Annotated in this window: 22 protein-coding genes; 4 read left to right on the top strand and 18 right to left on the bottom strand. The window is 33.5% G+C overall.

The features are described 5' to 3' along the window. Window positions 1-85: 85 nt before the first annotated feature. From ACHAJD_RS06250 to ACHAJD_RS06235, 4 genes are all read right to left on the bottom strand, one after another. Window positions 86-565 (bottom strand): MgtC/SapB family protein, encoded by a 480-nt coding sequence (locus ACHAJD_RS06250; RefSeq protein WP_435585014.1) that lies wholly within the window; start codon window positions 563-565, stop codon window positions 86-88. A 129-nt stretch (window positions 566-694) separates the two neighbouring features. Next, window positions 695-4,246: a pyruvate:ferredoxin (flavodoxin) oxidoreductase gene (gene nifJ / locus ACHAJD_RS06245; protein WP_435585013.1), complete on the bottom strand. Its 3,552-nt coding sequence runs from the start codon at window positions 4,244-4,246 to the stop codon at window positions 695-697. A gap of 153 nt (window positions 4,247-4,399) precedes the next feature. Then, window positions 4,400-5,272, bottom strand: coding sequence for a phosphotransferase (locus ACHAJD_RS06240; RefSeq protein WP_435585012.1), 873 nt, complete (start codon window positions 5,270-5,272; stop codon window positions 4,400-4,402). Between the two features lie 14 nt (window positions 5,273-5,286). Beyond that, entirely contained in the window at window positions 5,287-6,075 is a 789-nt protein-coding gene (locus ACHAJD_RS06235; protein ID WP_435585011.1) for an MBL fold metallo-hydrolase, read from the bottom strand. 178 nt (window positions 6,076-6,253) lie between these two features. Between ACHAJD_RS06235 and ACHAJD_RS06230 the strand changes: the two genes are divergently transcribed. Then, window positions 6,254-8,788, top strand: a complete 2,535-nt coding sequence (locus ACHAJD_RS06230; RefSeq protein ID WP_435585010.1) for a hypothetical protein — start codon at window positions 6,254-6,256, stop codon at window positions 8,786-8,788. A 74-nt stretch (window positions 8,789-8,862) separates the two neighbouring features. On the opposite strand, the gene ACHAJD_RS06225 is transcribed toward ACHAJD_RS06230, so the two are convergent. From ACHAJD_RS06225 to ACHAJD_RS06210, 4 genes are all read right to left on the bottom strand, one after another. After that, window positions 8,863-9,483: a 50S ribosomal protein L25 gene (locus tag ACHAJD_RS06225; protein ID WP_435585009.1), complete on the bottom strand. Its 621-nt coding sequence runs from the start codon at window positions 9,481-9,483 to the stop codon at window positions 8,863-8,865. Between the two features lie 84 nt (window positions 9,484-9,567). After that, window positions 9,568-10,467, bottom strand: coding sequence for an HD domain-containing protein (locus tag ACHAJD_RS06220; protein WP_435585008.1), 900 nt, complete (start codon window positions 10,465-10,467; stop codon window positions 9,568-9,570). Further along, the gene (pulA, locus tag ACHAJD_RS06215; protein ID WP_435585007.1) at window positions 10,460-12,574 is read right to left on the bottom strand and encodes a type I pullulanase; all 2,115 of its coding nucleotides are present in this window, start codon (window positions 12,572-12,574) and stop codon (window positions 10,460-10,462) included. The genes ACHAJD_RS06220 and pulA overlap by 8 nt, the downstream gene beginning before the upstream one ends. Further along, window positions 12,571-13,749: a CCA tRNA nucleotidyltransferase gene (locus ACHAJD_RS06210; RefSeq protein WP_435585006.1), complete on the bottom strand. Its 1,179-nt coding sequence runs from the start codon at window positions 13,747-13,749 to the stop codon at window positions 12,571-12,573. The genes pulA and ACHAJD_RS06210 overlap by 4 nt, the downstream gene beginning before the upstream one ends. 96 nt (window positions 13,750-13,845) lie before the next feature. Here ACHAJD_RS06210 and ACHAJD_RS06205 point away from each other — a divergent pair, with 96 nt between their 5' ends. Next, on the top strand, window positions 13,846-14,457 hold the full coding sequence (locus ACHAJD_RS06205) for a YigZ family protein (RefSeq protein ID WP_435585005.1): 612 nt from the start codon (window positions 13,846-13,848) through the stop codon (window positions 14,455-14,457). 21 nt (window positions 14,458-14,478) lie between these two features. Here the strand turns inward: ACHAJD_RS06205 and ACHAJD_RS06200 are convergent, their stop codons facing one another. After that, window positions 14,479-14,700: a DUF1146 family protein gene (locus tag ACHAJD_RS06200; protein ID WP_435585004.1), complete on the bottom strand. Its 222-nt coding sequence runs from the start codon at window positions 14,698-14,700 to the stop codon at window positions 14,479-14,481. Between the two features lie 11 nt (window positions 14,701-14,711). Continuing rightward, a complete protein-coding gene (locus tag ACHAJD_RS06195) occupies window positions 14,712-15,170 on the bottom strand; it encodes a NusG domain II-containing protein (RefSeq protein ID WP_435585003.1) in 459 nt (152 codons plus the stop codon). Window positions 15,171-15,404: 234 nt separating this feature from the next. Here ACHAJD_RS06195 and ACHAJD_RS06190 point away from each other — a divergent pair, with 234 nt between their 5' ends. Continuing rightward, on the top strand, window positions 15,405-16,178 hold the full coding sequence (locus ACHAJD_RS06190) for a hypothetical protein (RefSeq protein ID WP_435585002.1): 774 nt from the start codon (window positions 15,405-15,407) through the stop codon (window positions 16,176-16,178). An 81-nt stretch (window positions 16,179-16,259) separates the two neighbouring features. Here the strand turns inward: ACHAJD_RS06190 and ACHAJD_RS06185 are convergent, their stop codons facing one another. Both ACHAJD_RS06185 and ACHAJD_RS06180 read right to left on the bottom strand, forming a co-directional pair. After that, window positions 16,260-17,249, bottom strand: a complete 990-nt coding sequence (locus ACHAJD_RS06185) for an RnfABCDGE type electron transport complex subunit D (RefSeq protein ID WP_435585001.1) — start codon at window positions 17,247-17,249, stop codon at window positions 16,260-16,262. Beyond that, window positions 17,246-18,397 carry a 4Fe-4S dicluster domain-containing protein gene (locus ACHAJD_RS06180; RefSeq protein ID WP_435585000.1) on the bottom strand — a complete coding sequence of 384 codons (1,152 nt, stop codon included), beginning with the start codon at window positions 18,395-18,397 and terminating at the stop codon, window positions 17,246-17,248. The genes ACHAJD_RS06185 and ACHAJD_RS06180 overlap by 4 nt, the downstream gene beginning before the upstream one ends. A gap of 125 nt (window positions 18,398-18,522) precedes the next feature. Here ACHAJD_RS06180 and ACHAJD_RS06175 point away from each other — a divergent pair, with 125 nt between their 5' ends. Further along, window positions 18,523-19,737 (top strand): FAD:protein FMN transferase, encoded by a 1,215-nt coding sequence (locus tag ACHAJD_RS06175; RefSeq protein WP_435584999.1) that lies wholly within the window; start codon window positions 18,523-18,525, stop codon window positions 19,735-19,737. 24 nt (window positions 19,738-19,761) lie between these two features. Here the strand turns inward: ACHAJD_RS06175 and ACHAJD_RS06170 are convergent, their stop codons facing one another. From ACHAJD_RS06170 to ACHAJD_RS06145, 6 genes are all read right to left on the bottom strand, one after another. Further along, complete coding sequence (locus ACHAJD_RS06170; RefSeq protein ID WP_435584998.1) at window positions 19,762-20,307, bottom strand: Gx transporter family protein; 546 nt, start codon at window positions 20,305-20,307, stop codon at window positions 19,762-19,764. A gap of 82 nt (window positions 20,308-20,389) precedes the next feature. After that, window positions 20,390-21,262: a DegV family protein gene (locus ACHAJD_RS06165; protein ID WP_435584997.1), complete on the bottom strand. Its 873-nt coding sequence runs from the start codon at window positions 21,260-21,262 to the stop codon at window positions 20,390-20,392. 1 nt (window position 21,263) lies between these two features. Continuing rightward, a complete protein-coding gene (locus ACHAJD_RS06160; RefSeq protein ID WP_435584996.1) occupies window positions 21,264-21,698 on the bottom strand; it encodes a permease prefix domain 1-containing protein in 435 nt (144 codons plus the stop codon). Next, window positions 21,682-22,026 carry a PadR family transcriptional regulator gene (locus tag ACHAJD_RS06155; protein ID WP_435584995.1) on the bottom strand — a complete coding sequence of 115 codons (345 nt, stop codon included), beginning with the start codon at window positions 22,024-22,026 and terminating at the stop codon, window positions 21,682-21,684. The genes ACHAJD_RS06160 and ACHAJD_RS06155 overlap by 17 nt, the downstream gene beginning before the upstream one ends. A 74-nt stretch (window positions 22,027-22,100) precedes the next feature. After that, a complete protein-coding gene (locus ACHAJD_RS06150; protein WP_435584994.1) occupies window positions 22,101-22,541 on the bottom strand; it encodes a MarR family winged helix-turn-helix transcriptional regulator in 441 nt (146 codons plus the stop codon). Window positions 22,542-22,594: 53 nt separating this feature from the next. After that, window positions 22,595-23,185, bottom strand: a 591-nt coding sequence (locus ACHAJD_RS06145; protein WP_435584993.1) for a DegV family protein, incomplete at its 5' end; no start/stop codon positions are given.

The following is a 23,185-nucleotide window of genomic DNA, read 5'->3' as shown; positions in this document are numbered from 1 at the left end:
GTCCATAAATATTGTATATTAAACAAGCTTAAAAGGCTAACAATATGATATATTTTTCAAATAAAAAGCGCAAACTTTTGCGCTTTTAATGATGTGGGTCTTCTACGACGTGACGGAAGAAGTTTTTGATAATGGTTAAGACAAATAAAATAGATAACGATAACGTGATACCTAACCAAAAATATCCATAACCGAATATGATTCCAATGATGGCGCCAATCCACAATGTAGAAGCAGTTGTGAGGCCACTTATATAGCCATTGGTTTTAATGATTGCACCGGTTCCTAAAAATCCGATACCTGATACAATTTGCGCAACGATACGTTGGCGTTCTATATTGACGGTTCCAATATATTCAGGGTATTCTTTTAGAAATTGAATTGTATCATAGACCATATACTGTTGAACCATCGTTAATCCAGCTGCACCTAGCGCAACTAAAAGATGGGTTGTTAACCCTGCGATTTTGTTTCTTCTTTGTCTTTCGAATCCAATTAACCCAACAAAAAATATGGTTAATCCAATACTTTTTAATATGTATACTAAATCGACGGCTTGGTCCATAATTCTTCACTCTTTTCTTGCTTGATAACTTATTATTATAAACGCTTACATTTCAAAAATCAAGGGGTATTTAAAATTGTTATAAAAAGGTGCTTGGCTTTCAAGCACCTTTATATACTGAACTATTAACTAATTTTCGTTTGAGAAATCCATTGCAGCGTAACGTTTGTACATACCGTAACGACGTTTCGCTTCTTGTAAGTTTCTATTAAGTAATGATTCTGCTTTATCAGGGTTAATATCCATAAGTTGCGCATAACGTGCTTCATTCATTAAGAAATCACGGTATAGGTCCCATTTAGGTTCTTTTGAATCTATTTGGAATGGATTTTTACCTTGTTCTATTAATTTAGGATCAAATCTAAACGTTGGCCAGTAACCACATTCTGTTGCAAGTTTCGCTTGGTCATTAGAATAGGTCATTCCGCCTTTAATCTTATGAGCGATACATGGGCTATAAGCCACAACGATACTTGGACCATCATGAGCTTCAGCTTCACGTATTGCGCGGATTACTTGTTGCTGACTTGCACCGTGAGAGATTTGAGCAACATACACATGACCATAGGTCATAGCGATTGCAGCTAAGTCTTTCTTCTTACCATCTTTACCACTTGCTGTGAAGGCTGCAATTGATCCAGTTGGAGCTGATTTAGATGATTGTCCACCTGTATTTGAGTAAACCTCAGTATCTAAGATTAAGATGTTTACATTTTCTGTGTTTGCGATAACATGGTCTAAGCCACCGAATCCGATGTCATAAGCCCATCCGTCTCCACCAATAATCCAGTTTGATTGTTTAACGAAATATTTTTTCATTTCGTTTAAGTCAGAACCAAGTTGCCCTGGAATTGTAGGAATAATATCTTTTAGACGGTTATAAATTTCAAGTGTTGCTTCGCCGTCTTCTTTCTTTTCAAGCCATTCTTCAAATAATGGTAAAGCACCTTTAGGCAGTTTATCCATATTTTCAACAATGATGTTTTGTAAACGTGCGCGCATGGCTTGATTTGCATGACGCATACCGAATCCAAACTCTGCATTGTCTTCAAATAAACTATTTGCCCATGCAGGTCCGCGTCCATTGTCATCTTTTGTATAAGGTGTCGCCGGGAATGATCCCCCATAAATCGATGTACATCCAGTTGCATTAGCAATCATCATACGATCACCATATAACTGTGTAACAAGTTTAATGTAAGGTGTTTCTCCACAACCAGCACATGCACCAGAGAATTCGAATAATGGTTTAGCGAATTGGCTGTTTTTAGCATTGGTTTTTTGAACTAAATTATCTTTATAAGAAACTTCATTGAATAAGTATGAAGCATTTTGTACTTCTCCTCTTTCAATTTCAGTCCCAATTGGAGACATTTTTAATGCTTTTTCAGGTTTAGCAGGACAGACTTGTACACAAACACCACATCCGGTACAGTCTAATGTAGAGATTTGGATTTTGTAACGTAAGTCTTCTAATCCTTTTCCTTTAGCCGCTAAAGTTTTCATACCTTCAGGTGCGTTTGCAAGTTCTTCTTCTGTAAGTAAGAATGGTCTAATAACTGCATGTGGACATGCGAATGCACATTGATTACATTGGATACAGTTGTCATCAATCCATTCAGGGACATAGTTTGCAATCCCACGTTTTTCATATGCACTTGAACCGTTTACCATAGTACCATCATAATAATCCTCAAATGCTGATACTGGTAAATCGTATCCTTTAATCGCGTTAACTGGTTCTGCGATATCTGTTACGAATTTTGGTTTATGTGAGTTATCAATTTTTTCTTCTTTAATTTCTAAATCTTTCCATTCAGGTTTAACTGTTATTTCGATTAGTCCTTCTTTTCCTGAATCGATTGCTTTAAAGTTTTTATCAACAATAGCTTGTCCTTTACGTCCGTATTCTTTTTCAGAATAAGATTTTATTAACTTAACTGCTTTTTCATAAGGCATGATTTGTTGATTAAGTGCGAAGAATGCTGATTGCATGATCGTATTAATCATTTCACCAAGTCCGATTTCTTCTGCTAGTTTAACGGCGTTAATGATAAATAATTTCGCGTCTTTTTCAGCTAATTGTTTTTTAATATTTGCTGGTAAATAATTTTCGATTTCATCTGGTGATTTGATGGTGTTTAATAAGAAAGTTCCTCCTTGACGTAATCCACCAATCATATCATAAAGGTTTAAGTATGATTCTCTTGAACATGATACGAAGTGCGGATGGTTTACTAAGTAAGTACTTCTAATTGGTTTTTCACTGAAACGTAAATGCATACGGGTAACCCCACCTGACTTTTTAGAGTCATAGCTTGAATACGCTTGACCATATAAGTCTGTGTTTTCCCCAATAATTTTAATGGTGTTCTTACTTGCTCCAACGGTACCATCTGAACCAAATCCGTAGAATAATAACTCGGTTGTGGTTGGGTCAGTTGTTAAGATTTCACCATCAACTGGTAAACTACTAAAGTTTACATCATCGTTAATTCCGATAGTGAAGCTTTCTTTTTGAACACCCGCTAAATTATCATATACCGCTTTAATTTGTGAAGGCGTTGTATCTTTACTTGAAAGACCATAACGTCCACCAATAATAATCGGCGCATTTTCTTTACCATAGAATGCACTACGTACATCTAAGTATAAAGGTTCACCAATTGATCCGTTTTCTTTTGTACGATCTAATACCGCAATACGTTTAACCGTTTTAGGAATCGCTTTTAAGAAATAATCAGTGCTGAATGGGCGGTATAGGTGAATCGATAACAATCCAACTTTACGGCCTTCTTTTTCTTGTAAATAATCGATTGTTTCTTTAATGGTTTCAGTAACAGAACCCATTGCGATAATGATATCTTCTGCATCTTTATCTCCATAGTAAACAAACGGTGCATATTCGCGTCCAGTAATTTTAGATATTTCTTGTAAGTATTCATTAACAACATCTGGGATATCTTTATAGAATTTGTCTTGTAATTCACGTGTTTGCATATATACGTCATCATTTTGTGCTGATCCTCTAGTAACAGGGTCTTGACTATTTAAAGCACGTGCTCTAAATTTTTTAACTGCATCACGATCAAGTAAACGGTCGAAATCTGCGTAATCAATTACCTCAACTTTATTTACTTCATGTGATGTTCTAAACCCATCAAAGAAATGTAAGAATGGAACACTTGTTTTAATTGCTGATAAATGTGCAACCCCTGCAAGGTCCATTGTTTGTTGCACTGATCCTGATGCTAACATTGCAAAACCAGTTTGACGTGCAGCCATAACATCTTGGTGATCCCCAAAGATTGATAAAGCTTGCACTGCAATACTTCTTGCCGATACATGAATAACAGCTGGTAATAATTCACCGGCCATTTTATACATATTTGGTAATTTTAGTAGCAATCCTTGAGATGCTGTATACGTTGTGGTTAACGCGCCCGCTTGAAGCGCACCATGTACCGTCCCTGCTGCACCAGCTTCTGATTGCATTTCTATTACTTTTACAGGCATACCGAATAGGTTCTTTTTACCCTGTGATGCCCATAAGTCAGTAAGTTCAGCCATAGGCGAAGATGGTGTAATCGGATAAATCCCTGCTACTTCTGTAAATGCGTACGAAGCATACGCTGCAGCTTGATTTCCATCCATTGACTGGAATACTTTTTTTGTCGCCATCGCAACTACCTCCAATAATTATTTTTCATAATGTTGTCATACAACATGATTATACATCATAGGGGTTTATAAGACAACACGATATCTTAGAAAATAAAAAAAGAAAACACTTACATTTGTTGTGTTTTCTTCTAATTTAGAAAATGGGTATCGTTATTTCAATTTAGCAAGTAAAGCCTCTGCTTTATCCAAATAAAGTCCTGCAACTTTTTTAAAATCGATGTGTAAATCCTGACTTAAACCAATAAATTCTTTGTATAAAGCAACGTTATGCCACTGTAGACATTGAAAGGTTCTCCACAAATATAATCGGTTGAAATCATCAGGTTGTGGGGTGCGTTTTAAGTAAATCGGTAAGATGGCAATCGCATGATCAAAATTCGCATTTCCAAAACAAGCTATATCGTAAAATGGGTCGTTATTGCCTGTAAATTCCCAGTCCATAAGTTTAAGTTCATTGTTTGTTACGACAAAGTTAGAAATTTGTGAATCTCCATGGGTTAATGTCGTTTCTTGTTGATCTAAGAAGTCTTTATGTGATAGTAATGTGTTTTTATATTCTATATAACGTTCGTGATGATTATGATCATACGATTTTACAAGATTTTCATATTTTTCTAATCGGTCAAATGGGGCGTAATCATAATTGGATTTTAAAGAGGATTGATGAATTTTTCTAAGTACTTCTGCTGCTTCATCTAAGTAATCATAGGCATTTAATTCGTGTAACGGTTGTCCTTCGATATATTTAGCGATTTTATACCCCGTTTCAACATCTAAATAAATGGTGTCATTATTTAGGTTAAGTGATTCAATGAGTTCAATATGATATTTTTCAATATCACGGTCTACAAATTGTTCGGCGTTTTTACCAGGAACACGGAATGTATAGCGGTCTTCATTCACTTTAATAATGTAGGTGAAATTAGACATACCTCCCATTAAACGTGAATCAATACTAATCGCTTCTTCTTTTACATTAAAGACTTTTTTACAAGTCGATTGAATAATCTTTAAATGTTCCATCTTCTTCATCCTTTCTAAATTTCAATCATTTTTGTGGATACTTGTTGTTTTGCAACAATAATCTCAAATCGGTTCACATCAATTGCATAGCTATTAAACACTTCAAGTAAAGTCGTCATGACGTGGTGTTCTGTGTTACACTCATCTGATGGATGAGCGAGTATAATTAGTTTTGTTTTTTCGCCAACAACCCTACTTAAATGATAGGCTGAATCCGCATTTGATAAATGACCTGAAATAGAGTCAATACGCTTTTTTAAGTAATAAGGTCTTGCTGAAGAAAACAAAAGTGATACATCGTAATTCGCTTCAAAAATATACCCTGTAGCATTTTCGATTTTTGGATAGTCTTCTGTTGGTAAATACCCAACATCAGTCATGTATACAAGTTTTGTATCATTTTCTTCTAAGATAAAGCCAACTGTACTGACTGCATCGTGAGAAACTGGGATTGGGGTGATTTTTAAATCGTTGATACGAAAACTTTGGTTTTGAGTAATTTTACTAAATTGTGTGTAACTTAAATCATACGTTGTTTTGTGATATAAATGGTTAAATGTATCTTCTAATGTATATAACATCGTGCGGGTGTATTTTAATAAGGTTGGTAATCCTTTTGCATGATCACTATGTTCATGAGTTAATAATACGGCATCAAGCGTTTCAATATTTATTTGATGTTCTAATAATTTCAATTTCATTTGTCTAAATGAAATCCCTGCATCGATTAGTAATTTTGAATGTTTGGTTTCAATATAGGTAGCATTCCCTTTTGACCCACTTGCTAATACGATTATCTTCATGTCATCACTCCAATACAAAAATTATTATACACGAAATTTCATGACATGCAAGAAGTTGACACATTATGCATTTTATTAACTGAATATTGCAATTTGAAATCGCTTTGTATTAAAGAGTTGTTTTATAAAGTGAATAATGATAATATATATAATGCGTATATTATTAAGGAGTGATTTTATGAGCACAGCAATCGTTAAGAAAATTGCAATTATTGCGAGTATTCTTATTGCAATTATCTTATTAAGTGTAGGATGCAACTTCATTACACGTGAACGTCCAAATCCTAACATTTCAAACCCAGATGGATCGTTTATTACTTACGGTAATATCACGATAACTCGTGAAGCTTTATACAACCGTGTTAAAGTATTAGAAGGTGTTAACCATCTACTTAATTACGTTGATGAAATCTTATTAGCAGATTACATTGATGCCGTAACACAAGAAGAACTTGATAAAGAACTTTTAATCATTAAATTCGGTACGGACGATTTAGAAAAAATCGACGAGTTTACAGAAGCTGAATTAGAAGAAATCGAGAAAAACTATCGCTTAACATTAACGATGGCTGGTTTCAATCATGAAGATGATGAGGAAGTTGATCGTTTTATTCGTTTAGCAATCGCAAAACGTAATTTAGCTATTGATCAATTCATCGCAGATTTAGATGCAAACGAAGAGACTTCTTTTGCTGAAGAATTAAAAGATTATTATGAGAAAAACTATCGTGGAGATGCCATTGCTATTGAATTAATTTTCAATTCTGCAACTGAATATGAACGTGTTTTAAGACATCATAATTTAGTCCCTTCTTACCAAGGTGGCATTGGACTATATTTTGGTGAAACACCGCTTGCAAATGTCGCGCGTGAAAATCTTAATGACACAAACACACGTAAATTAGAAATTGAAGAAGTTTTCAGTTACTATATCATTCTTTATAACTATTTATATCCTTATAGAGATGCTTTAGATGAAACTTTAGTCATGGAAGATTTAGATGCATTTACTGCAGATTATTTTAATTTTAATTATAATGAAATGCGTAAAACGAATGTGGCTTCTTCTCAAGCAACGTATTTATTTGACACCTTAAAATTAGATGATGATACCGCATTAAACTATGCCATTAGAGATCGTCAATACACACAAGCATCAGGAAACACTGGTTTCCGTTCAATGATTTTCAAACTCTCACAAGAAGAACTTGCTGACTTTGATGAACTTGATGAAGAAACACGCGATGATATTGAAGATAAATTTGTTAAGAGTTTAGTCAATCAAAACCGTATTAACCAAACTATTGTTAATTTACGTAAAGAAAGTGGATTCAAAATTCACGATACCCTATTAGCAATGAGTTATGATGCAGTATCTAATGCAACCTCAACATATTATGAAGAAAATAGAGATAAAACTATTCTTGCTTCATTTGATGATTTTGAAGTTACTGTAGATGACTTCTTCGGTTACATGGTTCGCCGTGTTGGTGCACTTCATGCTATCGAACTTTATAAAGAAGGCGATTTAATTCAAGGCGAACATTTTGAAGCATTATACGGGTCTAACCGTAATTTCTCTCAAAATAATTCTCAGTTGATGAAAGATCACCGTGCAATTATTCAAGCAGAGCGTCAAAACTTTGCATCAGGTGCTTATATGTGGTACGGATTTAGTCCACAACAATACACTTGGCGTGAATTCTTATACTTATACTATGGTTTTGCATCGGATGAAGATTTAGTTCAATGGTTAGTTATGCAAAACTTACTTAAATACTTAGCGTTCCCAAATATCGATTTTGAACGTGCGATCCCTTATGTAAACGAACAACATGAAAACTACTTCAGTTTACGTGTTGAACATATTGTTATATTCGTTGACTTTGATCGTGATTTAGCCCCAGATGATTTTGAAGAGTATTTAGAAGGATTAGATGAAAGTGGTTTAACCACTTACAACTTCTTAAAGGCTCAACTTGAGACTTTATTACTACAAGCTGTTGAAGATGGACAATCATTACAACAAATTGTTACGGAATATAACAGCGCACTGCGTGGAACCAATGCAAGTGATGATGATTTCAGTAAGTGGGCCATGTTTAAAAATTATGGTTTCAGATTAAAATTTGAAAATTTAAGTACTGATAACCAAGATTTAAACTACCGTAATACTGGAAACTTTGTTGAATCTTATGTAGAAAACTTACAACGTATTTACGAAGCGTATTCACAAGAAGAAAATAAAGATGCAGCGACCCATTTAGATGACCGTATCTTTACTACTCAGTTCGGATTACACTTAGTAAGAGCACGTAAAGGAACAAACTTTGTCCAACCAAGTGCTGCGTTTGAAAATGAAAATGGTACCCATGATTCAGTTTGGGAAAATGATTCTGATATTCCAAGTGTTCAACAAATGGAAGCTTGGGCTGCAAGAGAATTTGACAAACTACAAAATCAAGGTGTTACAACAATTCCAATTCCAGAATCAGTTGATACGGCATTAAGAACTTACTTTGGACCATACCATAACCGTATGTACAATAACCCACAAGAAAATACTGATTTCTTTGGAAACTTAATTACCATTCAAACATTAATGGATGCTAATGTTGAATTCAGTATGGAAAATGCCCATCTTCAAAATAGACTTTTAGCTTTAAAAGACTTATACGAGATGTTAGTATTCCCAGATATTAAAGAAGATTAATCTTAAGGCGCTACTAAGTAGCGTCTTTTTTTTGCAATAAAAAGGCCTCAAACTAAACTGAGACCTCAAATATATTATTCTTTTTCTTCAGATGGTGCTTCATCTTTTTGTTTGATTGCTTCTACTTCTACTACTTCTTCATCCTCGTCATCTTCTGGTTCTTCTTCGATGGTAGGCATTGTAACATTAACAATCATTTTTTCTGGATCATCTAAGATTTTAATGCCTTCTGGAACATTTAAATCTTTAATGTAGAGTGCATCGCCTTGTTCTAATCCTTCAACATCTACTTGGAAATTATTAATTCCTTTTCCAACGCCGTATTCCGTATGGACAGCGTTTGCGATTTGTTGCACGACATACCCTTTAGCTTCAACCGTATCTTTATTAATTAAGTGAACTGGAATGTCCGCTGTAATGGTTGAGGTAGCTGTTACCTTGATTAAATCAAAGTGTACGACATTGCGTTGGTTGAGGGGGTCTAATTGAACGTCTTTAATGTAAACTTGATGTGACTTCCCATCCAACTTGATTTTAAATGTCATACTTTTCCCATGTTGGTAATAATTTTTCATAAACTCTTTATAATCTACTTTTACTGGGGTAGAATCAATACGTTTACCATAAATTACACCTGGAATCATGTTGTCTGCTCTTACTTCTTTTAATGGTTCATTTCGTAGTTCTATTTTCATTTTGTTTGACTCCTCTCGTTTTGTACGATCATACTTCTTGTATGTTCTTTTAATTTTACCACGAAGTGGCTAATTTGTCTATTTTTAAACTTTACGCTTATAGTATCTTTCACGGTCTAAAACTGGAATTGGTTGCGTGAAATCACCTGCTTCAGTAAGTTCTAAAGCTTCTCCTAATACCGCAAACTTTGAATCAATATTATCTATAAAATGTAGTGCAAGTGCTTCTGGAATATTTGGTTTTTTCGGTGAACCAAAATTACCGTAGTAATGATGTGATAAAATCATATGTTCTATAAGCAAGCGTTCTTCTGTTTCATATAAATCTAACTTAATGGCAGTTTTAGTTACTTCCTTAACTCCCATCGTAATGTGACCGATTAATCTACCTTCTTTAGTATATTCAGGTGCTTTATAATCCGATAACTCAATGGTTTTACAAACGTCATGTAAAATAAGTCCACTTACGAGTAAATCATAATCTAAGAATGGATAAACGGTAAGTAGGCCTTCTGCTAAACGCATCATGGTTTCTGTATGATGGGCTAACCCACCAATATAAGCATGATGAAATTTAGTCGCAGCTGGGTATAGGTAAAAAGCATCTTGATAACGGGTGTAAATATCCATGGTTATTTTTTTAATCGTCTCGTTACGCATACGGTCTAAGTATGATTCAATGCTTTCTTTTACAACTTCAATATTAACAGGCGCAAAAGTATAAAAAATTCGCATTAAACGCTCTTGTTCATGGAGGGGAAGTTTTAAGGCTTGCATGTGGGTATATTTGTTTACTAAGCGTTGTTCTTTTTCTTTAAAGATAATTGGTTCTGTTTCAAAATAATAGACATCCCCAATTTGTAACAATTCATTTTCATCAATGCGCAAGGTAAGTCGCTCACCACTTTCATCTAACACCGACATCGTATTGGTTTCATAACTGGTTTGATTTATTGTATCGACTTTTGCATAAAAATTATTCATCGGTTGCCTCCTTTTTCTGTTTCTTAAGCACAACTGTAGAAACCTCGTTTAATGTAATCTCAGTTACTGCTTTTAGTTCATGTTTATTTGAGGTATATAAAATATTAAAGGTTTCATCAAAACTCAATGTTTCTTCACCTACGTTGTTTTTAAAAATGACAATAGTATGATTTTCACCTTTACATACTTCTAAGACACACGTTCCTGCTTCACTACATGAAACAAAGGCGTTGTTTTTTATCTCTGAAGGGTTTAATAAGCGTAAACATGATAATTCTTTTCTTAATTTCACTAGTTTTTTAAAGTCTTTAATATCCTCTTGATATTTATCAACTAGCTGCCAATCAATTAGATTGATTTTATCCGGCGATTTATAACTATTTTCTACGCCTTGTTTGGTGCGATAAAATTCTTGACCCATATGAATAAATGGGACCCCTTGTGATAATAACACGATAGAGGTTGCGAATTTTTGAAGATGATTTCTAAAATTTTCATCTTTATCTGGAAAGGCTAATTTAATTTTATCGTGTAAGGTGTGATTATCATGGCATGCAACATAGTTAATAGACTGACTCGGGTATTTAAATAAAAACTTGTTTAATACACTGCCTAATAATAAGTGTTTAATAACCCCTAAATGACTACTATTACCTAGCGCATAACCTTTTTGTTTTGGATTAAATGTTGCGCCTTTTATTTCTTCTCTAAACTTATCGTTAAAAAACCCTATGGTTGGTAAGATATTTTTATTGAACATGTGTGATAAATTTTTAGCAGGAATCGGCGCAGACATATGCCAGCCTTCTCCGTAAACAATTAAATCGTGTTGATTGAGTTCAAGTTTTTGACGCAATGTATTCATCGTTTTTACGTCAATGAGTCCCATTAAATCAAAGCGGAATCCATCAATTTTATATTCTTTTACCCAGTACATGACTGAGTCAATGATAAATTTACGAATCATTTTACGTTCAGTAGCCATATCAGAACCACAACCAGATGAGTTCGTTAAAATGCCTTGATCATCGACACGGTAGGCATAACCTGGAATGATTTTTTCAAATGGGAAGGTATTTACATCATACACATGGTTATAAACTACATCCATAACAATACGCATGCCGTGTTCATGAAAGGTATCTATCATCTCTTTTAACTCATTAATTCTTGTGTAAGGATCATCAGGATCGCTGCTGTATGAACCTTCTGGTACATTATATTGCATTGGGTCATAACCCCAGTTGTAAGAATCTTTTGGATTTAATTCGTCGGTTGTTTCAAAATCATAAATTGGCATAAGTTGTAAGTGGGTTACACCGAGTGACTTCACATAATCAAAGCCTGCCTTATGATTGTTTTTTGTTTTAAGATTACGTTCAATAGCCCCTAAATATTTACCAGGATGTTTGGCATTAATTGATTCATCAATCGTAAAATCTCTCACACTCATCTCGTAAATAATTGCATCACTTAAACGACCAGAAAAATCTGGACGTTTATGGCGCATTTTATAAAAATTTTTCTTATTTACAACATAACTATGGGTTCCGTTCGCCGTTGAAGAAACGGCGTAAGGATCCGTAAATGTGTGTTCTTTACCGTTAACATAAGACATAAATTGATAGCGATATCCTTCTAAATCCCCCTCAACAGTAACGGTCCATATTCCGATTTTTTTATAGGTAGCCTCGTAGATTTTTTCTTCATCATTAGGAGAGGTTAGTTTAACTTTTATGTATTTAGCTACTGGGGTCCAAAGTTTAAATGTGGTAGATTTTTTACTATAGGTATGACCTAAATCATTCCCATCATAAAAATAAATATCATCAAACAGTTCAGTTCTAACGATTTTACCTGTATATAGTTCTGATTTTTCTTTTTGATCATCATAAACATAATACGTTTTATTTAAGAAGATGTATCCATCAAAACGTACGATGTATTTATTTTCATCCCCAATGGTTTGACGAGAGACGATTTCAAGAGGAATCTCTTCATCATTCCCAATCGCTTCAAATGACTCTACAGGGTTTTTTCTATAGCGGTGAGGAATGATGATCGTCATTTCATGAAAGTCTTCTAAGTAAGCATAAAATTTGCTCATATGAGGTCACTCTTTTCTAGTTGTTTTTTTATTTGAAATGCTTTTTCTTTTAACGCTTCATACGTGTTAGGAACACGTTGATAGATGACTTCTAATATTAAATGATCAATGATAAACCCAATATGTTTTCTGTTGCTTAACTCCATGTCTTTTATGATGTGTTCACCTTTATAGGCAAGTTCACATACTTCTTTGATTGGAAGATTTTTATCTATTGAGATTATCAATTCTTTTTCACTAGGTTTCTCATAAAAGATATTTATTTTATCGGCGCTTAAACACGCTGAAATTTTTTCTGTAAATAAAATCTCAGGTGTGAAATGATCTTCAATGGTTAAAGCATGGATTCTTGCTACTTGTTTGATATCATGCAACATTTTTTTAGAGAGCTTAAACGATTTTTCTAATGGTTCACCTTCTAAATATAAAACAACAAACGCATCTTGTGTGTCATAGGGTTCATCAATTGAAGCTAAAAATTCAATCGCTAGTGGGGCGCGAAATAAGTAGTGATGAATCCCTGTTTTGATCATCGCTTTTAAAGCTTTTTGCTTAAAAGGTTGACTAAACAAATTCATGAGTTCATCTTGAATACGTTCGATAGCTATATGTTTGATTAACTCACCATTTTCTTGAATGGCATTTAAGGTTTTTTCTTCAATATCGAAATCAAGTTTGGCGCTAAATCTAAACGCTCTTAACATACGAAGGGCATCTTCTTTGAATCGTTCATTTGGATCATTAATGGTGCGAATAATATGGTTGTTTAGATCTTCAAGACCGTTATGATAATCCATGATATCTTCTTCATCATCCATAACAAGTTGATTAATGGTAAAATCACGTCTAGATAAATCTTCTTTTAATGTTTTGGCATATTTAACATCATCTGGTCTTCTATAATCAGAATAATTTTGTTCGGTACGATAAGTCGTTACTTCAAAAGGAACGCCTTCAATAATGACTGTTACAGTTCCGTATTTTTCTCCAGTAGAGATGACTTTGTTAAAGACTTCTTTAACTTCCATTGGTAAAGCATTTGTGGTAATGTCAATATCTTTAGTTTCTAGCTTAAGTAACGTATCTCTAACAAATCCACCAACAAAAAATGCCTCATACCCAGCTGCATGAAGTTTTCTTAATAATTGTTTTCCGATAAGTAGGTGTTTTCTCATAGTATCACCGATAGAATTATACACTATATTATTGTTTTTTTCCATGATTAGCGCATGATTTAAAAAAGTTATTGTATAATAAGGATGGTGATTTAAATGAAATCTATAAAAGAAAGCATTAAGCAAACCATAGAAATAAAACGTTCTTTGTTTCATACCTTTTTATTTCCTGTAAATGATTTAGAAACCGTTCAAAACCATTTAAATATTTTAAGAAATCAGTATGGAGATGCCTCACATCATTGCACAGCTTATATATTAGGAGACCATCAAGAAATTCAAAAATATGATGATGATGGTGAACCTAGTGGAACAGCGGGTTTACCAGTTTTAGAAGTACTAAAAAAACATGAGTTAACGAATGTTTTATGTGTGGTGATTCGTTATTATGGTGGCATTAAACTAGGTGCTGGTGGATTAGTTAGAGCTTATACAAAAGGGGTAAGTGATGCCTTAAAAACCACCGTGTTTACCTACTTAGAAACTGTGGTGCACTTCGAGATTCATGCTACCTTTAATCTTGGCGGTAAACTTGAAACGTTAATCCGTGAGGAAACAGAGTTTATAGAAGCCCTTTATTTAGACCATATCGTGTTTAAAGCAGAAATCAAATCAAGTGATTATAATGCTTTTTGTATTAAGTTAAGCGATGTATCCCATGGTCAATTGAAGCCAGAAATAACCTATGAATATAAACGTTATGTATAAAAAAAGGACTGAGTCCTTTTTTTATAAGAATATGATTGACATAAGTCTAATCAAATTCATCAATGCACTCGTAACTAAATAAGCTAGTGCAATACTTAAGAAAACATAAATCACTTGAATTTGCCAAATGGCCCCTTTTTGAAAGTATTTGGCAAGTTCTAAACGCATCACCGCTTTAAAAGTGATAATAAATATAAGGAAAAATAAGAAAATCTCTGTAATTGATGTTTGCACAATATCCATTGGTTAACCTCCTATGAATTAAAGTCTAACTCATCATCTGTTCTTACTATAATAGTAATATAATTAGGAAGACAAGTTAATGGTTTGAGCGGTGAATTCGTATAGCCTTGAATTTGACAAATATTTTGAGGACTTGTCTCTTCAATCACACGCACACGGTTATTATCATATTCGATAACAACAATGCCTAGTTCACCTAAAACACAGTAAATATAGTCTTCAGTAAAACAGCGCTTATACACTTCTTTTTCTTCTGAACCATTGGCAAAATAAACTAATGATTCATTAATGATGGTATAAGACCCATCACTTAAATTAATTTCTAGTATTTGAATATCGCCTTCTGATGGGTCATGATAAGTGACAACAGCAGTATCACCAGATGATCGTTGCAAAAGTAAAATAGTAACAAAACTGCTTAGTGCAATAAAAGCTATTACAATGATTAATATAATGTCATTTTTTTTCATAAATCGTCACTCCAATTTCAAGATAATTATAGCATATTTTTTTTAAAATACACGGAAAACGTTTTTTTATTTGAATGGTTTTCTAATTAATGAGAATGCTTTTATTGTCTCATTTAAAGGGTTAAAAAAATGTATTACAAGATTATTTAATAACTTACTGGAATTTTATTGACAAATTGTATTACAGCATTTATAATACAAGAGGAATTAAAACACACACTTAGGAGGAAAAAAATGAAAAAATTATTAGCTTTATTATTTGGTTTAGTATTAGTGTTTACTTTAAGCGCTTGTGGACCAAAATCTACAACAGCTACAGGATATGGACTTGTTCATGGTCATTATGTAGGTGTTGTTGAAATTACAGTTTCAAAAGATGGTGTTGTTGAAGCAATGACACTTGATGAGTATTTCTTACCTTACAGCTGGGCTAAAGTTGCTGCTGATCATGCTGACCGCGACGATGTTGTTGCTGTTGTTGGTACAAAACGTGGTGGAGATTCAACTAACCCTGAAGATCACACAAGTGCTTACTATGCAAAATACTTAACAATCGGTGATAAATTATTCACTGCTGAAGTATTAGGTGCTGCTGGTAGTCAATCAATCAACTACAAAGCAACTGGTGTTACTAACATCGAAGATTGGGTAAAAGATAACGATAATGCAAAATGGTATGTAGAACAAGTTGATGCTGAATTAGCATTTATTGCTAACGCTGATGGATCTGCAAACACAGTTTTAACTACACTTGCAAGTGATGCATCAAGTGCTGGATTTACTAAATCAGGTACTGAATACTGGCGTACTGGTACACTCGGATGGCCAGGAAACGTTGAAGCTACTATCGAAGCAATCGTTGGTATGGACTTATCAGGTGACTTTGAATTAGTTAGAGGAGAAGGAAACTTCTGGTCTATCGATGATACAGTTACTGGAGCTACTTGGTCTGATTTCCCAGATTACTTTAACTTAGCAGTTCGTGCTTACAATAAAGCGGTTAAGTAAAACTAAAATATAAATCTTTTTCATAGACTAAGAGGCCTAGCGCCTCTTTTTCTTTTACAAAAAAAAGAGGATTTCTCCTCTTTAAATGAACTGGTATAATAAGTATAATCCCCATAAAATAAAGATACTTGTAAGCATAAGTTTACTTCTTAAACGACTCGTACGTTGTTGAAGTTGTTCTAAGATCCAAGATAAGAATTGTGCAAACACAATGGCGTAAAGCGCTGCTTCTACAATATCAAAGTTTAGTCTAAACCATGCTGTAAGCATTGCGGCAATGAATGGATAAAACCACATCATTTCTCTTGTTTCAGGTGTTGAGGTTGGTTCTGCGACAAAATAGACAAGCACAAACATCGAATACCCTAATATAAGTTTTGTAAATAAACTCCAAATGCTGGCTTCACTAAATAAACCCAATACTAATACAATCCAAAGTAAGTTCGCAATAAACCACATACTCATTCTAAACTGAATAATCTTTGACACTGATAAGTAAATCCATAAAAAACCTAATACTATAAAAGCACTTGTTCCTAATGTCAATCCTTCATAAGCTCCAAATAAGAACCGAATTCTTCCAAAATTAAGCGATTCTTCTTGAAAGATATTACTCATCGTCTCAGAAATCGGTAAATACTCTCTAAACAATAAATGAACAATTAATAACCCTAGTAATACAGGGTGCATAATATTTTTTCTAAATAATTTTTTAAAGAATAATTCGATTAAATGAATCATAACTATTAAGCTAATAATAATATAAAATGGCGATTCTGTTGGTAATAATAATGCCGCAAGCAATCCATAAGTAATGCTATTCATATAATCACGATAAATGAGCAAAGGTTTTTTCTCTATTAAGTTTTTAGCCAGTATAATCGCTACAGAGAAAATAAATGCTAAACTAATTTGACCAAGTGCATAAAACAATGGTCTAAGTCCTAACGCTGCTTGTAAAATGATGGCTACTATAACCATGAACCCTACGGCTATATGGTAACTAATTAAGCGTTTAAACGAATTTTCTGATGTACTAACTACAGGGGTGCTTCTTAGCATAAAACTCATTCATAATCCCCCTTTAACAGTTTTTTTGCATCTTTTACAAAATGCATCACTGGAATCTTTGAAGGACAATAATAACTACATAACCCACATTCGATACACACATCACTCTTCATATAATCAAGGACAATCCCTTGTTTTAAACTGTGCATAATCTTTGATGGCAATATGCCTACAGGACATTCGTTATTACAACGGCCACAAGCAATACAGTCATAGACTTCTTTTTCTCTGTGTTCTTGGAAATGTAAACTAACAAAATGATCTTGAATACTAAAGTTTTCATTTAATATGGTAATATTTTCAATAATACTGTTTAAGTGCATCGTCATTGGATTGGTTGTGGAGTATCCGTTAAATATGCGTTTAATATCAGTAAACATTGTGCCTACTCTAACGGTAAAAATCACAGGATTTTTAACTCCTTCACCACTAATGACTAAGCGCGTAAAAACACTTGGTCTATGATGCTGAATCATATCGTGGAGTTTTAAGATAGAAGATAATGTTAAATAATTATAAGGTTTTTTCTTATAGAGCGCTCGATTAAACATACTATTAATTAAATCGTGCGGGGCATTAATACGTTTTTCTGGTTTGATTTTTTTAATGGTGATTGGTAAGGTTTTACTTGAAAACCAATTACTTCTCATATCCTCAGTAAGTAGTAATGTAATTGATTTAAATGGCCAAATATCATTTAAACTATGAAGCGTGCCCATAATCGTATCTTTTAGATCATGGACATGTTTAACATCTAGTGATACAAAGGGTTCATTATGGTGGGCTAAGTTAATAATAATATCCATTTCTTTAGTAAAATGAATTTTTTCAAGTTTTTGACTTGGTTTAAAATAAGTTACGATTAAATCTTTGATATCTTTTTTAGTAATATTTGATTTAACGGTGTTTTTATAATTGTTTTCGATAACCACACTATAAGTGTCTTGATTGTTATAATCGACACTTCGAATAATTTGGAGAACTTTTCCGCTCACTGTACTATAAGGAAACTCATTTTCAGCATGGGTTAGTGGTTGGCCAATTTTTAAAGCATCATCTATTTTTACGGCAATATGCGATTCATCTAGCGTGCCAAGTGGAATGGCCACACGTCGTGGTTGTAAATACGCTTTATATGTTGTAATCATAGCACGCCTCCTTAAATGAATTTATTTTAAATATATTATAGCATGTTATACGCTATTTTAATGGTAAAGTTCGTTTATTCTTATTTATTTTATGGTATAATGTTTATCGTGAAAGGAGTCATTACATGAAAAAAATTTGGATATTAATCACACTATTAACGATTGGGATTTTAAGTGCTTGTCAAGCAAGCCCAACACAACAATCAAGAAATTTTATTGCTTTTGGCACAATCATACGCGTAGATTTATATGGAAATTCCAATACTGAATATCGCGAGATATTTAGTGAAGTACAAGATCTCCTTGATCATGTTCATAAGGTTTCTACCAAATATGACTCTTATGAAGGCGTAAATAATGTTAAGTACTTAAATAGTAACCCAAATACTGTCATTACAGTTGATCCTATGTTAATCGAAATGATTGAACTAAGTAATGCTTATCATAACGATGAACTCACACAAGGTAAGTTTAATATTGCCATTGGTGAAGTGTTAAAAGTATGGTCAATCTATAGAGAAGCTTGTCTAAGCCTAGTCAGTCCAGTTTGCGAGTTACCAGAAATGGATGAACTCATTCAAGCTGCAAGTAATATTGACCCTAACAATATTGTTGTTGATAAAGAAAATTCTACCGTTATGATTCCTGAAGGCATGAGCATCGACTTAGGCGGAATCGCAAAAGGGTATGGTGCGGAACTCGTTGGTGAACTTATAAAAGGTAAAGAAAATATCCGCGCATTTCAAATTAATGCGGGTGGATCAAATGTAGAATTTTACGGGGAACATCCTAGTAACGAACGAAATTATTGGATTGGAAGTTTAAGAAACCCTTATAATCCATCAGCCCCTTATGCATTAGTAAGAGTTAACTCAGAAGAAAACATCGTTACAAGTGGCGATTATGAACGTTTTTATACTGTAGATGGACAAGATTACCATCATTTAATTGACCCTGATTCTTTCTACCCAACTTTTCATATTCGCGCGGTTACTGTGATTTCTAAGAATCCAACCCTTGGTGATATTTATTCTACTGTTGCTTTCTTACTTCCTTTAGAAGATGCAATTATGTTTATCGATAGTTTGGATGATGTTGAAGCGATATGGGTTGATGATGAAGAAAAAGCTCATTTTAGTGAAAATTTTATTGAACTTTATTTACATCAGTTAATGATTGATACTGATTATGATACCAGTGCAATGCATATACCAGACCCGTTAACGAGTAACGGGGCAAATCCATTAACTACCACTTTACTTATTATGTTAGCATTCATAGTTGGTTCATTTACAATAGTCGTAATCCGTGATAAGAAAAAACAAGCACTAGAAAAATAAAACTCACTTTTAAAAGTGAGTTTTTTATTGGTTTTTTGTTAAAATTGGTTCCATAATATCTATGAGTTTTATCGTCACTCTACCGGTGAATATGCCTGCAGGAATACTAAGCATAAGCATGAATGGAACATAGACAACAATTTCAATAAGTTGAAAAAATATGACAGCTACGAATATTTGTCCAAACACATGGCCGATGGCCCCCATAATACTAACACTGATGATAGAAAACCCTTTAAAATGTTTAAAGATTACCATTAGGAAAAACCCTACTAATCCACCCATTAAGCTTGTCCAAAACGGTAAACTAAATAATCCTATAGCAAGTTGGCCAACAATAATGATTCTTAGCATCAATAAGACAAAAGCATCTTTTGTACTAAAGTTATATAAAATGAGCATAACGACAATATTTGCAAGCCCAATTCTAACACCACCCGCCCCTATAACAGGTCCTAATATGATTGCAATGGGCTGGGTTAAGGCTTGCATGGTTACGCGCTCAACAATGTTTAAAACAACACTCGTTGCAAGTAAAACCGCTAAAAATGTTATCCGTCTAGTTTCCATAATATCACCACTTGATTATTGTATCATTTCGCCTATATTTTAGCAATGAGTTTTGTGTATGAAAAACACCCATAAAGGGTGTCTATTTTTTCATTAAGTCTAAATTAAAGTAAGCAATTCCTACCGTACCGTGACCGGTATGACAGCCAATAACTGGTGTGATTGGGGCTGAGTAATGTTGGTGATTTGGATAAACTTCATCTATTTTAGACTTAATATAGTTATATGAGTCTATGTTATCACTCGTGTTATAAGTAACAACAAAATCATTAATATTTTTTAAATCTTCTAAGACTACTTCTACCATTCGATCAAGGGCTTTTTGTTTTGTTCTAATTTTTTCAAAGGGAACAATTTTGCCTTCATCGTTAACTTGTAAAATCGGTTTAATTTTTAATAAACCTCCAAGAAAGCCTTGAACCCCTGATAATCTACCATTTTTAACAAGTAATCTTAGGTTATCTACTAAGAAATACTGCTTACGGGCTAAAGATAAAGATTTAATATAAGTTTTAATGGATTCAAAATCAACACCTTCATCGATTAGTCTTAATGCTTCTAGGGTTATATACCCTTCACTAATCGCTGCGTTTTTAGTATGGATTACCCAAATGTTTAAGTTTCCTGGATAAGCGTTTTTAGCCATTAAGCAGCTTTCAAATGTTCCGCTTAATCCTTTCGAGATTGTAATAACAAGTACATCTTCATATCCTGCAGCCTCAACTTGTTCATACACTTTTAACACTTCACCAACACTAGGCATACTAGAGGTTGGGACTAAATCAGGATCTTTTTTTAATGCACTGTAAAAGGTGTCGGCATCGATACCGGTAAAATCGTCGTATTGCTTGTCATTCATAAGAATTTTACAGCGCACCATAAATAGATTGTCTTTTTTTAATTCTAGATAATCTAGACAGCCTGTGCTTATGGCAATAACGGCGGTTTTTTTCATGCTATTCTCCTTTTTTATTTAATAATTTATATAATAAACTAATTGGCCAAAATAAGATAGCTAACCCTGGTACAATAAACCAATATCCAAACGATTCATACACTCTTCTAATTTCTAAATTTAGGTAAATTAAGATCCCAACAATAATGGCAGAACTTAAGACAGAAAATAGTAAATCATTTTTATAGTGTTGAATGGTTTTATTGCGTTTGTATCTTCGTTTTTCTTGTGTAACTAGTGGTGCATAGTAATCTTCTAACTCCCCGAACTCTACGATCGTTTTATGAATGGCTTCTTGTTCTTCCATGCCATCTTCTATTAAATCTTCTACCTTTTCAGTTAGCATTTCAACGAGTTTTTGAGTAGCGTCTGAATCTTCTTGTTTCAAGTGATTGTGTTTAAATAGTTTTTCCACAAATCTATGAATTTCTTTCATCGCGTACCTCCAACAACTTTGACATAATGCTTTTTAAAGCTTGCCATTCTGCTATTTTTTCTTTGTAATAAGCTTTACCTAAGGTAGTAACTTTATAATATCTTCTTTTTGACCCGTGAGATTTTTCACCAATATATGATGTGATAAGCTCTTTTTTTTCAAGTCTTTGAACCAAAGCATAAAGTGTCGCTTCTTTGATATTAAACATATTTTCTGTTCTTTTTGAAATTTCGCTAGAAATTTCATAACCATATCGATCTTTTTCTAAAATTAATTTTAAGATGACACCTTCTAAGTGGCCTCTAATAATATCTGAACTGATTTCCATAAAAAAACACCTCACACTTTTTATGCTTAATTCATTTTATCAAATAAGCATGTGAGTGTAAAGGTGTTTAGGTTTTAGTATTTGTTTTTAAAATAAGTTGTTAAGTTTTCTAAAGAATCAATTAACACATCATTTTCTTCAAGTTGCAAGTCTTCTACGACTGCATCAATCATTTCTTCATGAAATTGTTCGTGGACTCTTAAAACTGCTAAGGCTTTATCTGTTAAACGAATCAATACTTTTCTACGATCTTTTTCAGCACTGAAACGCTCACAATATCCCTTATTCACTAGACGATTGATCGCTGTAGTTAGGGTTCCAACTGTTACGCGGAGTCTTGTAGCAATCGTTGTCATGGTTGGTTCTTTAGATTTTTGAATTGCTTCTAGAACATGAACTTCATTCATAGAGAGTTTGACACCACGTTCTCTTAAGTTGGTTTGCTCAATACTTAAAATTTGGTTAAACACTTCTACTAAAAGTTCATTAATTATTTTTTTAGGTGCCCCTGCCATGTTTTCCCCCCTTTATATTCATATAAAACATGAATAGTATAATTGATGTGGTTTTATTTTATAGGTACCCATCCAATAGCAAGTGTTCCTGGTCCAGCATGTGCCCCAACAACAGGTGTAAGCGGATAATCTTTAATTTCTTTAACATCTTTTAATTGAGCAAGTAATTCTTTACGTACTTGTTCAACTTCTTCTGGCGCATTTGCATGTGCAATGAAAATTTCGTTATTTGGTGTATGATGTTCAGTAACATATTTTTCAATAATACGGCTTAATGCTTTTGAACGTGTACGGATTTTTTCTACAGGCTCTAAGCGACCCTCACGTGTTAAAGCAAGCATTGGTTTAATTTTTAATAAACTTCCAACAAACCCACTTGCGCCACTTAAACGGCCATTTTTAACTAAGTATTTTAATGTATCAACAGAAATTAAAATACCGTGATTTTCACGAATATGAATCAGTCTATCAATAATTTCAGGAATTTTTTTATCTTCTTTAATCATTTTTGCAGCAGTAAATGCCATATATGCCTCAGGATAAGAAACGCTTTGCGAATCAAAGACGGTTACTTTAACATCTTCGATCATGTTAGCAGCCATACGTGCACCCTCATAAGTCCCACTTAATTTTGCAGATAATGT

The organism is Liberiplasma polymorphum, from assembly GCF_043951795.1.
Classification (GTDB): domain Bacteria; phylum Bacillota_I; class Bacilli_A; order Izemoplasmatales; family Izemoplasmataceae; genus Liberiplasma; species Liberiplasma polymorphum.
This window is presented reverse-complemented; position numbering and strand designations above follow the sequence as displayed.

What these genes read in the sequence shown, in the direction of transcription:
- ACHAJD_RS06200 (WP_435585004.1), bottom strand. Translation starts at nt 14,700, where the DNA reads ATGGATATTGTGCAAACATCAATTACAGAGATTTTCTTATTTTTCCTT.
- ACHAJD_RS06210 (WP_435585006.1), bottom strand. Translation starts at nt 13,749, where the DNA reads ATGAGAAAACACCTACTTATCGGAAAACAATTATTAAGAAAACTTCAT.
- ACHAJD_RS06180 (WP_435585000.1), bottom strand. Translation starts at nt 18,397, where the DNA reads ATGATTACAACATATAAAGCGTATTTACAACCACGACGTGTGGCCATT.
- ACHAJD_RS06175 (WP_435584999.1), top strand. Translation starts at nt 18,523, where the DNA reads ATGAAAAAAATTTGGATATTAATCACACTATTAACGATTGGGATTTTA.
- ACHAJD_RS06230 (WP_435585010.1), top strand. Translation starts at nt 6,254, where the DNA reads ATGAGCACAGCAATCGTTAAGAAAATTGCAATTATTGCGAGTATTCTT.
- ACHAJD_RS06160 (WP_435584996.1), bottom strand. Translation starts at nt 21,698, where the DNA reads ATGAAAGAAATTCATAGATTTGTGGAAAAACTATTTAAACACAATCAC.
- ACHAJD_RS06240 (WP_435585012.1), bottom strand. Translation starts at nt 5,272, where the DNA reads ATGGAACATTTAAAGATTATTCAATCGACTTGTAAAAAAGTCTTTAAT.
- ACHAJD_RS06220 (WP_435585008.1), bottom strand. Translation starts at nt 10,467, where the DNA reads ATGAATAATTTTTATGCAAAAGTCGATACAATAAATCAAACCAGTTAT.
- ACHAJD_RS06250 (WP_435585014.1), bottom strand. Translation starts at nt 565, where the DNA reads ATGGACCAAGCCGTCGATTTAGTATACATATTAAAAAGTATTGGATTA.
- ACHAJD_RS06205 (WP_435585005.1), top strand. Translation starts at nt 13,846, where the DNA reads ATGAAATCTATAAAAGAAAGCATTAAGCAAACCATAGAAATAAAACGT.
- nifJ (WP_435585013.1), bottom strand. Translation starts at nt 4,246, where the DNA reads ATGGCGACAAAAAAAGTATTCCAGTCAATGGATGGAAATCAAGCTGCA.
- ACHAJD_RS06150 (WP_435584994.1), bottom strand. Translation starts at nt 22,541, where the DNA reads ATGGCAGGGGCACCTAAAAAAATAATTAATGAACTTTTAGTAGAAGTG.
- ACHAJD_RS06225 (WP_435585009.1), bottom strand. Translation starts at nt 9,483, where the DNA reads ATGAAAATAGAACTACGAAATGAACCATTAAAAGAAGTAAGAGCAGAC.
- ACHAJD_RS06170 (WP_435584998.1), bottom strand. Translation starts at nt 20,307, where the DNA reads ATGGAAACTAGACGGATAACATTTTTAGCGGTTTTACTTGCAACGAGT.
- ACHAJD_RS06185 (WP_435585001.1), bottom strand. Translation starts at nt 17,249, where the DNA reads ATGAGTTTTATGCTAAGAAGCACCCCTGTAGTTAGTACATCAGAAAAT.
- ACHAJD_RS06235 (WP_435585011.1), bottom strand. Translation starts at nt 6,075, where the DNA reads ATGAAGATAATCGTATTAGCAAGTGGGTCAAAAGGGAATGCTACCTAT.
- ACHAJD_RS06190 (WP_435585002.1), top strand. Translation starts at nt 15,405, where the DNA reads ATGAAAAAATTATTAGCTTTATTATTTGGTTTAGTATTAGTGTTTACT.
- pulA (WP_435585007.1), bottom strand. Translation starts at nt 12,574, where the DNA reads ATGAGCAAATTTTATGCTTACTTAGAAGACTTTCATGAAATGACGATC.
- ACHAJD_RS06165 (WP_435584997.1), bottom strand. Translation starts at nt 21,262, where the DNA reads ATGAAAAAAACCGCCGTTATTGCCATAAGCACAGGCTGTCTAGATTAT.
- ACHAJD_RS06155 (WP_435584995.1), bottom strand. Translation starts at nt 22,026, where the DNA reads ATGGAAATCAGTTCAGATATTATTAGAGGCCACTTAGAAGGTGTCATC.
- ACHAJD_RS06195 (WP_435585003.1), bottom strand. Translation starts at nt 15,170, where the DNA reads ATGAAAAAAAATGACATTATATTAATCATTGTAATAGCTTTTATTGCA.